Annotated in this window: 16 protein-coding genes; 5 read left to right on the plus strand and 11 right to left on the minus strand. The window is 64.2% G+C overall.

The window, feature by feature from the left end:
- Nucleotides 1-36: 36 nt before the first annotated feature.
- The 3 genes from bfr to JJE66_RS01615 all read right to left on the minus strand — a co-directional run bounded on the left by bfr (nucleotide 37) and on the right by JJE66_RS01615 (nucleotide 1,393).
- Complete coding sequence (gene bfr, locus JJE66_RS01605) at nucleotides 37-525, minus strand: bacterioferritin (protein WP_200512386.1); 489 nt, start codon at nucleotides 523-525, stop codon at nucleotides 37-39.
- Between the two features lie 131 nt (nucleotides 526-656).
- The gene (locus JJE66_RS01610) at nucleotides 657-929 is read right to left on the minus strand and encodes a bacterioferritin-associated ferredoxin (RefSeq protein WP_200512387.1); all 273 of its coding nucleotides are present in this window, start codon (nucleotides 927-929) and stop codon (nucleotides 657-659) included.
- A gap of 167 nt (nucleotides 930-1,096) precedes the next feature.
- Nucleotides 1,097-1,393, minus strand: a complete 297-nt coding sequence (locus JJE66_RS01615) for a hypothetical protein (protein ID WP_200512388.1) — start codon at nucleotides 1,391-1,393, stop codon at nucleotides 1,097-1,099.
- A gap of 135 nt (nucleotides 1,394-1,528) precedes the next feature.
- Here JJE66_RS01615 and JJE66_RS01620 point away from each other — a divergent pair, with 135 nt between their 5' ends.
- Together JJE66_RS01620 and JJE66_RS01625 are read left to right on the plus strand one after the other, a co-directional pair.
- A complete protein-coding gene (locus JJE66_RS01620) occupies nucleotides 1,529-1,867 on the plus strand; it encodes a hypothetical protein (protein ID WP_200512389.1) in 339 nt (112 codons plus the stop codon).
- Between the two features lie 208 nt (nucleotides 1,868-2,075).
- Nucleotides 2,076-2,360: a hypothetical protein gene (locus tag JJE66_RS01625; RefSeq protein WP_200512390.1), complete on the plus strand. Its 285-nt coding sequence runs from the start codon at nucleotides 2,076-2,078 to the stop codon at nucleotides 2,358-2,360.
- Nucleotides 2,361-2,443: 83 nt separating this feature from the next.
- Here the strand turns inward: JJE66_RS01625 and JJE66_RS01630 are convergent, their stop codons facing one another.
- Genes JJE66_RS01630 through JJE66_RS01640 form a run of 3 tightly spaced genes read right to left on the minus strand, consistent with a single transcriptional unit; the run spans nucleotide 2,444 to nucleotide 5,562 of the window.
- Nucleotides 2,444-3,670 carry a lytic murein transglycosylase gene (locus JJE66_RS01630; RefSeq protein ID WP_200512391.1) on the minus strand — a complete coding sequence of 409 codons (1,227 nt, stop codon included), beginning with the start codon at nucleotides 3,668-3,670 and terminating at the stop codon, nucleotides 2,444-2,446.
- Nucleotides 3,671-3,677: 7 nt separating this feature from the next.
- A complete protein-coding gene (gene ettA / locus JJE66_RS01635; RefSeq protein ID WP_200512392.1) occupies nucleotides 3,678-5,327 on the minus strand; it encodes an energy-dependent translational throttle protein EttA in 1,650 nt (549 codons plus the stop codon).
- A 16-nt stretch (nucleotides 5,328-5,343) separates the two neighbouring features.
- Nucleotides 5,344-5,562 (minus strand): hypothetical protein, encoded by a 219-nt coding sequence (locus tag JJE66_RS01640; protein ID WP_200512393.1) that lies wholly within the window; start codon nucleotides 5,560-5,562, stop codon nucleotides 5,344-5,346.
- Between JJE66_RS01640 and JJE66_RS01645 the strand changes: the two genes are divergently transcribed.
- Nucleotides 5,561-5,776, plus strand: a complete 216-nt coding sequence (locus tag JJE66_RS01645; protein WP_200512394.1) for a hypothetical protein — start codon at nucleotides 5,561-5,563, stop codon at nucleotides 5,774-5,776. The two genes, JJE66_RS01640 and JJE66_RS01645, sit on opposite strands and share 2 nt — an antisense overlap.
- Before the next feature lie 148 nt (nucleotides 5,777-5,924).
- Nucleotides 5,925-6,887, plus strand: a complete 963-nt coding sequence (locus tag JJE66_RS01650) for a D-2-hydroxyacid dehydrogenase family protein (RefSeq protein WP_200512395.1) — start codon at nucleotides 5,925-5,927, stop codon at nucleotides 6,885-6,887.
- A gap of 3 nt (nucleotides 6,888-6,890) precedes the next feature.
- Here JJE66_RS01650 and JJE66_RS01655 read toward each other — a convergent pair whose 3' ends face one another.
- Both JJE66_RS01655 and JJE66_RS01660 read right to left on the minus strand, forming a co-directional pair.
- Nucleotides 6,891-7,859: an NAD(P)-dependent oxidoreductase gene (locus tag JJE66_RS01655; RefSeq protein ID WP_200512396.1), complete on the minus strand. Its 969-nt coding sequence runs from the start codon at nucleotides 7,857-7,859 to the stop codon at nucleotides 6,891-6,893.
- A 152-nt stretch (nucleotides 7,860-8,011) separates the two neighbouring features.
- On the minus strand, nucleotides 8,012-9,199 hold the full coding sequence (locus tag JJE66_RS01660; RefSeq protein ID WP_200512397.1) for a L,D-transpeptidase: 1,188 nt from the start codon (nucleotides 9,197-9,199) through the stop codon (nucleotides 8,012-8,014).
- 368 nt (nucleotides 9,200-9,567) lie between these two features.
- Between JJE66_RS01660 and JJE66_RS01665 the strand changes: the two genes are divergently transcribed.
- Entirely contained in the window at nucleotides 9,568-10,356 is a 789-nt protein-coding gene (locus JJE66_RS01665; protein WP_200512398.1) for a hypothetical protein, read from the plus strand.
- Between the two features lie 3 nt (nucleotides 10,357-10,359).
- Here the strand turns inward: JJE66_RS01665 and sseA are convergent, their stop codons facing one another.
- The 3 genes from sseA to JJE66_RS01680 all read right to left on the minus strand — a co-directional run bounded on the left by sseA (nucleotide 10,360) and on the right by JJE66_RS01680 (nucleotide 12,977).
- Nucleotides 10,360-11,214 (minus strand): 3-mercaptopyruvate sulfurtransferase, encoded by an 855-nt coding sequence (gene sseA, locus JJE66_RS01670; protein ID WP_200512399.1) that lies wholly within the window; start codon nucleotides 11,212-11,214, stop codon nucleotides 10,360-10,362.
- A 135-nt stretch (nucleotides 11,215-11,349) separates the two neighbouring features.
- Complete coding sequence (locus tag JJE66_RS01675) at nucleotides 11,350-11,763, minus strand: rhodanese-like domain-containing protein (protein WP_200512400.1); 414 nt, start codon at nucleotides 11,761-11,763, stop codon at nucleotides 11,350-11,352.
- Nucleotides 11,764-11,801: 38 nt separating this feature from the next.
- Nucleotides 11,802-12,977: a VWA domain-containing protein gene (locus JJE66_RS01680; protein ID WP_200512401.1), complete on the minus strand. Its 1,176-nt coding sequence runs from the start codon at nucleotides 12,975-12,977 to the stop codon at nucleotides 11,802-11,804.
- Between the last annotated feature and the right edge of the window lie 172 nt (nucleotides 12,978-13,149).

The raw sequence follows: 13,149 nt of genomic DNA on the forward strand, positions 1-13,149 counted from the left end.
GCCGGAACGACGCTGAGTTGCGTGGCGAGGCCGAGCTTAGTGCCCTTCGCCCTCGAGCCCGCCGACATGCTTCTGCGTGTAGAGCTCGAGGCCGATGCGGCCGATCAAATCGAGTTGGGTTTCGAGGAAGTCGATGTGGTGCTCCTCGTCGCTCATCAGCTTCTCGAACAAGTCGCGGGTGACGTAGTCCTTGACGCCGTGGCAGTAGGTCGCCGCTTCCTGGTAGAGCGCGCGCGCGCTCATCTCGGCGGCGAGATCGCACTCGATGATCTCCTTGACGTTCTGGCCGATGCGCAGGGGATCGAGCACCTGCATGTTCGGGAAGCCGTCGAAAAACAGGATGCGCGCGGTGAGCTTGTCGGCGTGCTCCATCTCCTCGATGGACTCCTTGCGCCAGACCTTGGCCATCTCCAGGAGGCCCCAATTGTCGAGGAAGCGATAGTGCAGCCAGTACTGGTTGATCGCAGTCAGCTCGTGACGCAATGACTTGTTGAGGTAATCGATGACTTTTGCGTCGCCCTGCATGGTTCACTCCAGCTCTTGCAGTCCAAATCGGCCCTACTCGACTTTAGAACGCTTCTAAGTCCGTTCAAGAGCGAGGGCAACCGGCGACCGGGAAGCAGCCGGGGAAAGCTCAGCCCATAGTAGGAAGGTTTTCAGCAGGCCGCGAGGGCGAACTGAGCCGGCTCGGCCGCTCCGTCGTTGGCGGCGACCGTGTGGCTGTGCGGGCAGCCGGAGCAGCAGGACGCGGCACAGGGGCCAAGCGCTTCGTCGATAATGGTCTTGATGGTGCGGGCGCAACGGCCGCACTCGGCACTGCAGCCGAGGCATCCATAGACCTGCTTGGCATGGCGCACAGCGTCGTCGGACTCGGCGACGGCGGCGCGGATGTCGTCATCGCTCAGCACGTTACAGGAACAAACGATCATGGAAGCGGCAGGCCCTTCGGTGATGCGACATCATCGATATTTAAGGGGCCGTCCGGATGCAAAAGGAAAAACGGGTATTTCAAGCTATTCCAAACTGGCCCGGAAACAGCCTAGAACGGCTCTGAAATAAGGGGTTGCGCTGGATCAAGATGATGCCGGAACGGGGCCTAATCGCTGCTCCCGCCTCCCCCACCATCGCCGCCGCCACCGCAATCTCCACCCCCGCCGCCATCGCTCGTGGAACAGCTGCCGCTGTCGGTCGAGCTGTCGGAACTGCCGCTGGAAAACCAGCTTCCCAGCGAGAAGCCTTCATTCGTCGTATCCGAATAGCTGTCGCTGCATCCGCCGTCGCCTCCTGCTCTGGCGCGCGGACGCGGTGCGCGATTCTGCAAATGGCTCATCAGGGCATAGCCAACCACGCCGACGGCCGCGAGGACGATGAGGGCATTGGCCAGGACGTTCATCGTCGCCTCCCGGGCTTGAAAGCCGCGATTTCTACCAATTGGTCGCACCCGACGGATATGCCGTTCATTGATCGTTCAAACGAAGTATGGAACTTTGGCCGCAAGAGTTCGCGTTCGCTGTGAAAGGTCGAGCCAATGAAGAAGACGCTTACGGCAGTCGCTGCCGCCGCCACCCTGGTCCTGACGATGGCAACGCCGGCCCATGCACAGCGCGGTGTCGCTGCCGGTGTCGCCGCGGGAATCATCGGTGGCGCCATCGTCGGTGGCGCACTGGCTTCCCCGTATTATTACGGACCAGGCCCAGGCTACGCCTATGGTCCGGGCTACGGCCCCGGCTACTATCCGCCCCGCTACTATGCGCCGGGTCCCGGTTACGCTGCGGACGGCTACTACGGCGACGGCTGCATCTGGCAGAAGCAGCGCTTCTGGGACGGCTATGCTTGGCGCGTCCGCCGCGTCAGAGTCTGTGGCTGAGACGCTAACAGGTTCGCTACGGATGTGCCGTTCATCTCGGGGCCTGAAAAAGACCGCTTTTTCTCGTCACAGCTCTGCGCGCGTTTACCGCGGATTGACCATTTGCGCGCTTCCTACCCGCAAGGCCAATTCCATCAGAGTCTGCGTGAACCTTTGAACCCCGGACGTTCCTGACAAGGTGCGTCCATCTCTCAGGAGAGCCAAGAGCATGAAGAAGACTTTAGTTGCCGCCCTCACGGTTGCGACGATCGCCGGTTCGCTGGTGACCGCCACACCGTCCGCCCAGGCCCATGACGGCGTCGGTGTCGGCATCGCGGCCGGCCTGCTCGGCGGCGCGATCATCGGCGGCGCCATCGCGTCGAGCCGACCCGCCTACGGTGGTCCGGTTTACGTCGCCGAGCCCGGCCCGCCCCCGCCGCCCTGCTATTGGCAGCGCCAGCGCTACTGGGACGGCTACGGCTGGACCGTCCGCCCGGTTCGCGTTTGCTACTAATCTGATCGCACGGCGCTGATTAAGCGCCGCGATCGAAGCCCGGCCGAGACCATCGGTCGGGCTTTTTTCTTTTGCTGAGCAGACTAGCGCGCCGCCTGGATCGAACGCAGCACCTCTTCGCTCGGCCAGCAATCGACCTTGAGCCCGGCCGACTTCTGATAGGCGCCAAGTGCAGCGCGCGTCTGCATGCCGGCCTTGCCGTCGATCTTGTCCTTGTAGAGCCCCGCGCGCGTGAGCCCGCGCTGCATCGTCTCGACGTCCTTCGTGCGCAACTGCTTCGACGCGGACCATGGAGTCGCGAAGGGGAGCGGGCTTGTCATGCGGTCGCTGAGATGACCGACGAACAGCACATAGAGGTCGGAGAAATTGTATTCCTTGATGACGAAGTAGTTCTTCGTGGTCAGGAACGCCGGACCATAGATGCCCTCCGGCTGGAGCAGTGACGCCGGCTGCGCCTGCTCGGCCGCGCTGAGCTTCTCGCCGCGCACCGGCACAAAGCCTTCACGCAGCCACTGGCCTATCGGCTTGGTCACTTCGGGCACGCCGGTGGTGCAGTCGACCTTTGCCGGTGCCTTCACCTCATAGGCCCAGCGCACGCCGCTCTGCCAACCCTTGTTGACGAGCTGCTGCGCGGCAGAGGCCAGCGCATCGGGCACCGAGTGCCAGATGTCGATGCGGCCGTCGCCGTCGAAATCGACGCCATGCTTGTAATATTCCGACGGCAGGAACTGCGTGAGCCCGGTGGCGCCGGCCCAGGACGAGCGCATGTCCTTGCGCGTCACCACGCCCTCGCCGAGGATCTTCAGCGAGAGGATGAACTCGTTACGATAGGTGTCCTTGCGCCGGCCGACATAGGCCTGGGTCGCCAGCACGCGGACGAGATCGTAAGGCAGCGTATAGCGGCCGTAATCGGTCTCGCGTCCCCAGATCGCAAGCATCACGGTCGCGGGTACACCGGAGCTCTTCTCGATCTTCGTCAGTGCGGCACTGTATTTCTGCAGCAGCCGCTGCCCTTCGCCCGCAAGATTGGCAATCGAGGCTTCCCTGACATAGTCCGCCGGCACCTGCACGAATTCGGCCTGCGACGGTGCGCCGGTCGCGGGGCGCCCCGGCAGGATCAGATCAGGCAGCTTGTAATCCGGCTCCAGTCCGCGCGTCTCCCGATCGAACGTCGCACGCGAGACGCCCGCGGCCTGCGCTTCAGGCCAGAGCGAGGCGATGAACTGGGTGAAGGCGGCGTCGGTGGCGTGGGCGGACGACCATCCGCAGGTGGCGACAATCACCGCAACGATGAAAGCCCGCCATATCATGGCGAAATCACCGCGTCAGCTTCTTGTACTTCACGCGGTGCGGAATGATGCTGTCCTGGCCGAGCCGGCGCATCTTGTCCTTCTCGTAATCCTGGAAGTTGCCTTCAAACCATTCGACATGGCTTTCGCCTTCGAAGGCCAGGATGTGGGTCGCGATGCGGTCGAGGAACCAGCGATCATGGCTGATGATGACGGCGCAGCCGGCGAAATCCTCCAGCGCCTCTTCGAGCGCGCGCAGGGTGTCGACGTCGAGGTCGTTGGTCGGTTCGTCGAGCAGCAGCACGTTGGCGCCGGACTTCAGCATCTTGGCGAGATGCACGCGGTTACGTTCACCACCGGAGAGCGCGCCGACCTTCTTCTGCTGGTCAGCGCCCTTGAAGTTGAACGACGAGCAATAGCCGCGCGAGTTCACTTCCTTCTTGCCGAGCAGGATCAGCTCGTTGCCGCCGGAGATCTCCTCCCACACGTTCTTGCTGCCATCGAGCGCATCGCGCGACTGGTCGACATAGCCAAGATGCACGGTCTCGCCGACCGTGATGGTGCCCTTGTCCGGCTGCTCCTGCTTGGTGATCATCTTGAACAGCGTGGTCTTGCCGGCGCCGTTGGCGCCGATCACGCCGACGATGCCACCCGGGGGCAGCTTGAAGGTGAGATCGTCGATCAGGAGGCGATCGCCATAGCCTTTGCTCAGGGCTTCGAAGTCGACCACGTTGGCGCCGAGACGTTCGGCGACCGGGATGATGATCTGCGCGGTCTGGCTCTGCTTGTCGCTCGCCTGCTTGAGCAGATCCTCGTAACGCTGGTAGCGCGCCTTGGACTTGGCCTGACGCGCCTTCGGCGAGGAGGCGACCCATTCCTGCTCGCGTGCAATCGTCTTCTGGTGCGCGGCGTCTTCGCGGCCTTCCTGCTCCAGCCGCTTCTGCTTCTGCACCAGCCAGGACGAATAATTGCCCTCGTAGGGAATGCCCTTGCCGCGGTCGAGCTCGAGGATCCAGCTCGTGACGTTGTCGAGGAAATATCGATCGTGGGTGACGATCAGGATCGCGCCGGGATAGCTGCGCAGATGACCTTCCAGCCACGATACGGACTCGGCGTCGAGATGGTTGGTCGGTTCGTCGAGCAACAGAAGCTCGGGCTGGTCGAGCAGCAGCTTGCACAGCGCGACGCGGCGGCGCTCACCGCCAGAGAGCTTCGTCACATCGGCATCGTCGGGCGGGCAGCGTAGCGCGTCCATGGCCTGGTCGACCTTGCTGTCGAGATCCCAGAGGCCCTGGGCCTCGATCTCGTCCTGCAGCTTGGTCATCTCGTCGGCGGTCTCCTCGGAATAATTCATCGCCAGCTCATTGTAGCGATCGAGGATGGCCTTCTGCTTGGCGACGCCCAGCATGACGTTCTCGCGCACGGAGAGCGTCGCATCGAGCTGCGGTTCCTGCTCGAGATAGCCGACGCGCGCTCCCTGGGCGACCCAGGCCTCGCCGGTGTATTCCTTGTCGAGGCCCGCCATGATCTTGAGCAGGGTCGACTTACCGGAGCCGTTGACGCCGAGAACGCCGATCTTGGCGTCCGGGTAAAAGCTGAGGCGGATGTTGTCGAGCACCTTGCGGGTCGGGTAGCTCTTGGTCAGGCCGTCCATGAAGTAGACAAATTGGCGCGCCATCGGTCCCGTGAAACCTTCAATTTGAGGATATTTGCTTGCTGCCGATGTAGCGATCCCGCCCCCAAAGGGCAATGTTTTCCCTCCGTTCACCACGGATGAATACTGGACGGACACCATCCGGGCCTCGATCCGGACAATTGAAACCATCTTTTAATAAATCAGGCCAAAGCTCGGTTTCGCGCGGCAACAGCGCCACCCGCTCAGAATGAACGGGGAGCACAGCGAGGCCCATCATGGCTCTGATCGAGACCAATTCTCTTCCCGTTCCGGCAGGAGCCGGCCGCGCCTCCGCGCTCGCCTCGGAAGTTAAGGGCTTCTGGAAGCGCTTCTTCGCCACGGCGTTCAACCCTTACCGGCCCGAACTGCATTACATGCGCGGCCCCGGCCCCGCCTGGCGCGCCAAGCACGGCATGAATGCGCCGATCCGGCTGAAGCCCCGCGACCTCTGAGCTGCCCTTCCCGATCGGATTATGGCCTAGCGGATTTTTGAAGACCCAAGCGTCTTGCGCGCAGGTGTGATTGCGCGCAACCATGGCCCGGTTCCGACGATGGCGCGCCTCACTTAACGCCATCTCCTATCGCCATGGAAGAACGCTGATGACGCGGCTGCGCTGTGCAATTCTCGACGACTATTTTGACCTCGCTCTCAACGTCGCCGACTGGCCGAAACTCTCCGACCGCGTCGACGCCACCGTGTTCAGCCATCCCTTTACCTCCGAGCAGGCCGCAGCCAGCGCGCTCGCAGACTTCGACATCGTCTGCGCCATGCGCGAGCGCACGGCTTTCCCAAAGAGCCTGTTCGAGAGCTTGCCGAAGCTGAAGCTGCTGCTGACGTCGGGCATGCGCAACGCCTCGATCGACATAGAGGCCGCGAAGGCGCGCGGCGTCGCCATCGGCGGCACGCAATATTCGCGCGATCCGACCGCCCCGCTCACCATGGGCCTGATCCTGGAACTGACCCGCGGCATCGGCCGCGAGAACGCGCGCATGCATGCCGGCCAGCCCTGGCAGACCTTTGCCGGGGTCGAGATCGAGGGAATGACGCTCGGCATCGTCGGGCTGGGCAAGCTCGGCAGCAAGATGGCCGGCATTGCCAAGGTATTCGGCATGAACGTGATCGCATGGAGCCCGAACCTCACGCCTGAGAAGTGCGCGGCGGCGGGCGTCGGCTATGCCACCAAGGAGGAGCTGTTCGCCAAGGCCGACATCGTCACGATCCATGTGGTGCTGAGCGAGCGCTCGCGCGGTCTGGTTGGCCGCGACGATCTCGCGCGGATGAAACCGACCGCCTTCCTCGTCAACACCGCGCGCGGGCCGATCGTGGACGAGCAGGCGCTGCTCGAGGCCTTGCAGCAGCGCAAGATCGCGGGCGCCGGCATCGACGTGTTCTCGGTCGAGCCGCTGCCGGTCGATCATCCCTTCCGCAAGCTCGACAACCTCGTGCTGACACCGCATCTCGGCTACGCAACCGAGGACGGCCTGCGCATCCATTACGGCCAGATGGTCGAGGCGATCGACGCCTTCACCAAAGGCCGCGAACTGCCGCGGCGGCTGGTGTGAGAGTCAAGCGGCTGAGCGCTCAATCCGCAACTCCCCAGCGACTGCTGCGAACCCGTCTCGCCAGATCGGGTACGCCGGCCGCCAACCGAGTTCACGTTTAGCTTTCGCATTGGAGCCACCGCGCACCTGCGTCATCATCAGGACCATATGCTCGCCCGCAAGCAGCCGGCCGAGCCATGCCGGCACGTGAAGCGGCCTCTTCGCACCTAGTAACTCGGCAAGCGCCGGAAGCCAGTTCCTGACTTGCGTCGGTTGATCATCGACGATGTTGTAGATGCTGCCCGGCCTGCCCTTGTCGATGGCTGCAACGGTCGCGGACGCAGCGTCCTCGGTATGGATGAATGACCACCAGCCGCCGCCGTCGCCAATCAGCGGCACGCGGCGGCGGCGAAGCTGATCGATCATTGCGGACGAGAGCATCCCGGTATCCGGCCCGTAAAATGACCCATAGCGCAGCACGATACCTTCGGGTTCCGATGACGCCGTGACGGTACGCTCCAGATATCGGATCGCTTCGAGCGTGCGGCGAAGCTCCTCCGGCGGATTGGGATCGAGTTCATCCGTCTCGCTCTTGACCGCACCGCCGTGGCGAGTGAACGTCCAGCCGCAGAAACTCTGCGCGACGAGCCGTTTTGCGCCAGCTTCGCGCGCCGCCGCCAGCAGGATGTCGGTCCCTCGCGTACGCAGTTCGTTGGTCGTGGCAAAGGCTCGATCGAAGTGCCGCAGGTCGGTCACAGCCGCAAGATCCGTCATCTGATCGATGATGATGTCCGGCCTCGCCGAAATGATCGCCGCGCGCATGCTGGCTGCATCGAGACCATCCGCGACAACAGGCTCGGCGCCCATGCGCCTGAGAAGATCGGCCTTCGCTGCGGTTCGCGTCGAGCCGACAACGGAATGACCTGCCGAGATCAGCGCGGGAACCAACTCCCGGCCTACGGCGCCGGTGGCGCCAGCAACAAAGATTCTCATCCTGTGCTCCTGCTATTCGCCAGCCCCTCGGCAGGTAGGCGAGGCGAACATGAATTCAAGCAGGCGGACCAAATGCGGATGGTCGCACAAGAACGAGCGGCGCGCGGGCCGAAGTACGCGCGCCGCTTGTCAATCAATTCTGACGTATCGAATTAGCGCACGGTGACCGGCGCGGGCAGCGGCGGCACGACCGTCGGCTGGGTACCCGGCACGGGACCTGCCTGGGCGGCCATCGGAGCCGGCGCAGCACCGGGCGCAGGCGCAGCTGATGCGGTCGCCGTACCCGGCGGCGGACCGCCCGGCATCACCACCACGCGGGTGCCGACCTTGGCGCGGTCGAACAGATCCGACACGTCGTCGTTCAGCATGCCGATGCAGCCGGAGGAGACGAACTTGCCGATCGTCGACGGCTGGTTGGTGCCGTGGATGCGATAGACGGTCGAGCCGAGATACATCGCCCGCGCACCGAGCGGATTGCCCGGGCCGCCGGCCATGAAGCGCGGCAGATAAGGCTGGCGCTCGATCATTTCCGCAGGCGGATGCCAGTCCGGCCACTCGGCCTTGCGGGTGATCTTCTGCACACCGGTCCAGGTGAACCCGTCGCGGCCGACGCGGACGCCATAGCGGATCGCGCGGCCATTGCCGAGGACATAATAGAGGTAGGTATTCGGGGTATCGACGATGATCGTGCCGGCCGGCTCCTTGGTTGCCAGCGACACTTCCTGACGACGCAGGTTCGGCGCCAACTGCGCCGGCGCCGCGTCAGGCTGCTCCTCGGGCGGCAATGAGGCCACCGACATCGGCCGGCCATCGGGGCCAGCGGCGGACTGCTGCGAAACCGCGCCGGTCGCGGGGGGGCCGCCAAGGGCCTCCGGCGGACGCATGCCATCACTGGGCGCCTGGCCCGGTCGGTCGGCATAGATCACCGCGGGCGGGCCGGCGGGACGGCCGTAGCGGGGATCGTCGGGTGACATCACCGGACCCTGGGGCGGGGCGGCTGAATAGACCGGCGCGCCGGCGGGACGGCCATAACGGGGATCATCCGGCGACATCACCGGACCCTGCGGCGGAGCAGCGGAATAGACAGGCGGAGCGCCGGCGGGCGGACGACCGTAGCGCGGATCTTCGGCCGGACCGGGCGGCGGCAGCGACGCCTGCGGCGTTGCGTCGTCGTCATCTTCCAGTGCGTCGAAATTCGGGGCGCGGTCGCCGGGGCGATATTCGGCCGGGGCGCCGTAGCTCGGCGCCTGCTGGACCGGATAGCTCTGGGCCTGTGCGAGCGCGGTTCCCGCCGCAGCGACTGTTGCAGCAGCGCATATCGTCAGAAAATGTTTGATCATCATCGTTCTTGTATAGTCCCCGGGCCCCGTCCGAGCCGTTAACGGCCAGATGACCGAAGATAGCGGCACATTCAAGACATAACAGGCGCATTCGCGCCTGAATTAGCGATTTGTGATGCAATCGCACACAGTTGCTCCGTTGCATCACGGGGCGGGAAATCGCATCACGCCGTAAATTGCCGGAGTCTTCCGCCCGATTTTTTACGGAACGGCGCGGAGGCGTTGCGATATGGTCGAATCAGCCTGATTCGCCACCGCTTTGAGCTCGAATCCCGCGTGGCGAACGCGGCAATCAGTACCGTCACCGCGTTCAGATGGCTCATGGGCCCTGGCCACACCCCGCCGGGGCGGAAATTCGCAATCCGTCAATGCTTCCCGGCTTTCGCTTCCTGCTTGCCGCGATCCTGCTGTCAACCTCCATCCTGGTGTTCGGCTTAGGGGCCGCCGCGCTGCTGCGGACGACTCATGAGCAGTATGTCAGTAACCCGTCCTGGCGGAATGGCCCCCAGGAGCAGGTGTTCGCGCAAGGACCCGAGCCGGCCCAACCGGTGCTCGCGGTGCTGCGCGTCGAGCCGGTCGCCGATGAGGCGACGCCTGCGAAGCAGGACGACCAGGTCCCGAGCGTCGGGCTGCCCACGGTCGAAACCACGCCCGAGCAGATGGCCGCGGTCACGCTCGAGAACCACGCCCAGCCTGAGCCTCAATCTGAGTCTCAGGCTGCCGTCGCACCGCCCGCTCCGCTCGCCGCCGAAGCGCCAGCCCCTGAGCCAGCCAAGAGCCTGGCTGCAGACGAGGCTGCGCCTCCCGCGCCCGCTGACACCCTCACCCCGGCCGACACGACGGTTTCCACCGCGACGACAACGCCCGCACCAACCGTCAGCGCCACCGACGTGCCGCGCACAGCGACACCAGCGCTGGCATCGCACGTGAGCGACATCGCGGCAGCTAGAATGGCCGCGCTGAACGACCTTGCACCGCGGAAGACCAAGGCCGACAGGGCGAGGCCCGACAGCAACGCGGCCAAGCCGCGTGCGCACAAGCCGAAGAGGCGTCACCGCATCGTGCGTCGCCCGCCGCCTCAGCCGGTTCAGCAGGCAATCGATCCGTTCACGCAACAGCCGACGCTCACCGCGACGGCCAAGCGCGCGCGCCAATAAGATCTACGCGGGCCCGGTTGCGATCGGCGGGCCTTTTTCCTGGCCCCATTCCGACCACGAGCCGTCATAAAGCGCGGTGTCGGTAACCCCTAAGCGATAGAGCGCGAGCGTCAGCACGCCGGCCGAGACGCCGGAGCCGCAGCTCGTGACGATCGGCGCATCGAGTTTCACGCCTGCTCCGGTGAAGACAGCGCGGAGATCGTCGAGCGGCTTCATCGTGCCGGTGGCGGCATCGAACAGCTGGCTGTAGGGCACGTTACGCGCACCTGGGATGTGACCGGAGCGGATGCCGGCCCGCGGCTCGGGCGCGCGGCCTTCGAAGCGATCGGCCGCGCGCGCATCGATCACCTGCTCGGCCCGGCTTTCGACGTTGGCGATCAGCTGCTGCATGCTGCGCACGCGCTTTGGATCGTAGCTCGCCTTGAAGCTTGCGGGCTTCGGCTTCACCTCACCGCTCTCGACGGCGCGTCCCTCGGCGCGCCACTTCTTCAGGCCGCCATTGACGATGCGCACATTGCTATGGCCGAAAGCCAGGAACATCCACCACGCGCGCGGCGCGGCGACCCAGCCGCCGGCATCGTAGAGCACAACCGTGTCGGCATTGCCGATGCCGAGATTACCGACATCGCGGCCGAACTGCTCGGCACTCGGATACATGTGCGGCAGCGGGTTGGAATGATCGGACACCGCATCGACGTCGAAGAACACAGCACCGGGCAGATGCGCGGCGAGATAGTCGTCCTTCGGCAGCGGCAGCACACCAGGCAGCTTGAAGCTGGCGTCGAGCACTTTGACGTTGGCGTCGTTGATATGAGCGGCGAGCCATTCGGTGGAGACGAGGGGATCGGTGGGGGTCATTGTCTGCTCCGGCAGTTTGCTTAGCCGTCATGGCCGGGCTTGTCCCGGCCATCCACGTTCTTCTTCGCAGCAAAGACGTGGATGCCCGGGTCAAGCCCGGGCATGACGGAGTATGTGGCGAGAAAGGCGCTCACCTCACCCCTTCTTCTTCGGCTCCCACTGCTCCGTCGGACCGCCGGCATCACGCCAAGCGGCGTAGCCGCCGGCGATGTGGGCGACGGGCTTGAGGCCCATGTCCTTCGCGGTCTTGGCTGCGAGTGCGGAGCGCAGGCCACCGGCGCAATGGAACACGAACTTCTTGTCTTCCTGGAAGATCGGCTTCGCATACGGGCTCTGCGGATCGATCCAGAATTCGAGCATGCCGCGGGTGCAGGCGAACGCACCGGGGATGCGGCCGTCGCGCTCGATCTCGCGGGGATCGCGGATGTCGACGATGACGACGTCGCCGTTCCTGGATATCTCGATGGCGTCCTTGGCGGTGAGCGTCTCGATTTCGGCATTGGCCTCGTCGATCAGCGCCTTGATGCCGCGGGTGATGTTTTGGGGCATGTGGTTCTCCCTCTTGTCGTCGTTCCGGAGCGCGCGTGCTAGTGCGTCAATTCCTTCATCGCACCTTCCAGACCCTCGATCGTGATCGGGAACATGCGGTTGGCAAAGATGCGTTTGATGATGGTGGTCGATTCCGAATAATCCCAGTGCTTCTGCGCGACCGGATTGAGCCAGACCGAATGCGGATAGGTGCGGATGATGCGGTCGAGCCAGATCGAGCCGGGCTCCTCGTTGACGTGCTCGACCGAGCCGCCGGGCACCATGATCTCGTAAGGCGACATGGAGGCGTCGCCGACAAACACGACCTTGTAGTCGTGTGGATATTTGTGCAGCACGTCCCAGGTCGGCGTTCGGTCGGTGAAGCGGCGCTTGTTCTGCTTCCACACGCCTTCATAGAGGCAGTTGTGGAAGTAGAAATATTCCATGTGCTTGAACTCGCTCTTCGCCGCCGAGAACAGCTCCTCAACCTGCTCGATATGCGAATCCATGGAGCCGCCGATGTCGAAGAACACCAGCAGCTTCACCGCATTGCGCCGCTCCGGACGCATGACCACGTCGAGATAGCCGTGGTTGGCGGTCTCGCGGATCGTGTTGTCGAGATCGAGTTCGTCCGGCGCGCCGGTGCGCGCGAATTTGCGCAGGCGACGCAGCGCCACCTTGATGTTGCGGATGCCGAGCTCGACGTTGCCGTCGAGATCCCTGAACTCGCGCTTGTCCCACACCTTCACGGCGCGGTTGTTGCGGTTCTTTTCCTGGCCGATGCGGACGCCTTCGGGATTGTAGCCATGCGCGCCGAACGGCGAGGTGCCTGCCGTGCCGATCCACTTCGAGCCGCCCTGATGCCGGCCCTTCTGCTCCTCAAGCCGCTTCTTCAAGGTCTCCATGAGCTTGTCCCAGCCCATGGCCTCGATCTGCTTCTTCTCTTCGTCGGTGAGGTATTTCTCGGCGAGCTTCTTCAGCCATTCCTCGGGGATCTCGGCCCCTTCCATGGCGTCGAGCAGGCTTTCCAGCCCCTTGAACACCGTGCCGAAGACGCGATCGAACTTGTCGAGGTTACGCTCGTCCTTCACCAGCGAGGTGCGCGACAGATAGTAGAAATTCTCGACAGAATAGTCCGACAGATCAGCGTCGAGCGCCTCCATCAGCGTGAGGTATTCGCGCAGCGTCACGGGGACCTGCGCATCGCGCAGAGAGGTGAAGAATTGCAGGAACATGGGAGACAGATTGCCCGTCGGATGGCGAACGTCAAGGGGCGCTTCAGCTCTCCCATTGGGAGAGGTTGCGCCGAAGGCGCGGGCGAGGGGCTTCGCTCTCTCGTGGGACCTGATCCCCTCACCCGGATCGCTGACGCGATCCGACCTCTCCCACTGGGGAGAGGTGAACCAC

This window comes from Bradyrhizobium diazoefficiens, assembly GCF_016612535.1.
Classification (GTDB): Bacteria; Pseudomonadota; Alphaproteobacteria; order Rhizobiales; family Xanthobacteraceae; genus Bradyrhizobium; species Bradyrhizobium diazoefficiens_C.

Coding starts and splice junctions, on each gene's coding strand:
- ettA (WP_200512392.1), bottom strand. CDS start 5,327: ATGGCGCGCCAATTTGTCTACTTCATGGACGGCCTGACCAAGAGCTAC.
- JJE66_RS01640 (WP_200512393.1), bottom strand. CDS start 5,562: ATGATGGGCCTCGCTGTGCTCCCCGTTCATTCTGAGCGGGTGGCGCTG.
- JJE66_RS01610 (WP_200512387.1), bottom strand. CDS start 929: ATGATCGTTTGTTCCTGTAACGTGCTGAGCGATGACGACATCCGCGCC.
- sseA (WP_200512399.1), bottom strand. CDS start 11,214: ATGACCCCCACCGATCCCCTCGTCTCCACCGAATGGCTCGCCGCTCAT.
- JJE66_RS01625 (WP_200512390.1), top strand. CDS start 2,076: ATGAAGAAGACTTTAGTTGCCGCCCTCACGGTTGCGACGATCGCCGGT.
- JJE66_RS01665 (WP_200512398.1), top strand. CDS start 9,568: ATGCTTCCCGGCTTTCGCTTCCTGCTTGCCGCGATCCTGCTGTCAACC.
- JJE66_RS01630 (WP_200512391.1), bottom strand. CDS start 3,670: ATGATATGGCGGGCTTTCATCGTTGCGGTGATTGTCGCCACCTGCGGA.
- JJE66_RS01645 (WP_200512394.1), top strand. CDS start 5,561: ATGGCTCTGATCGAGACCAATTCTCTTCCCGTTCCGGCAGGAGCCGGC.
- JJE66_RS01650 (WP_200512395.1), top strand. CDS start 5,925: ATGACGCGGCTGCGCTGTGCAATTCTCGACGACTATTTTGACCTCGCT.
- JJE66_RS01680 (WP_200512401.1), bottom strand. CDS start 12,977: ATGTTCCTGCAATTCTTCACCTCTCTGCGCGATGCGCAGGTCCCCGTG.
- JJE66_RS01620 (WP_200512389.1), top strand. CDS start 1,529: ATGAAGAAGACGCTTACGGCAGTCGCTGCCGCCGCCACCCTGGTCCTG.
- JJE66_RS01655 (WP_200512396.1), bottom strand. CDS start 7,859: ATGAGAATCTTTGTTGCTGGCGCCACCGGCGCCGTAGGCCGGGAGTTG.
- JJE66_RS01615 (WP_200512388.1), bottom strand. CDS start 1,393: ATGAACGTCCTGGCCAATGCCCTCATCGTCCTCGCGGCCGTCGGCGTG.
- JJE66_RS01675 (WP_200512400.1), bottom strand. CDS start 11,763: ATGCCCCAAAACATCACCCGCGGCATCAAGGCGCTGATCGACGAGGCC.
- bfr (WP_200512386.1), bottom strand. CDS start 525: ATGCAGGGCGACGCAAAAGTCATCGATTACCTCAACAAGTCATTGCGT.
- JJE66_RS01660 (WP_200512397.1), bottom strand. CDS start 9,199: ATGATCAAACATTTTCTGACGATATGCGCTGCTGCAACAGTCGCTGCG.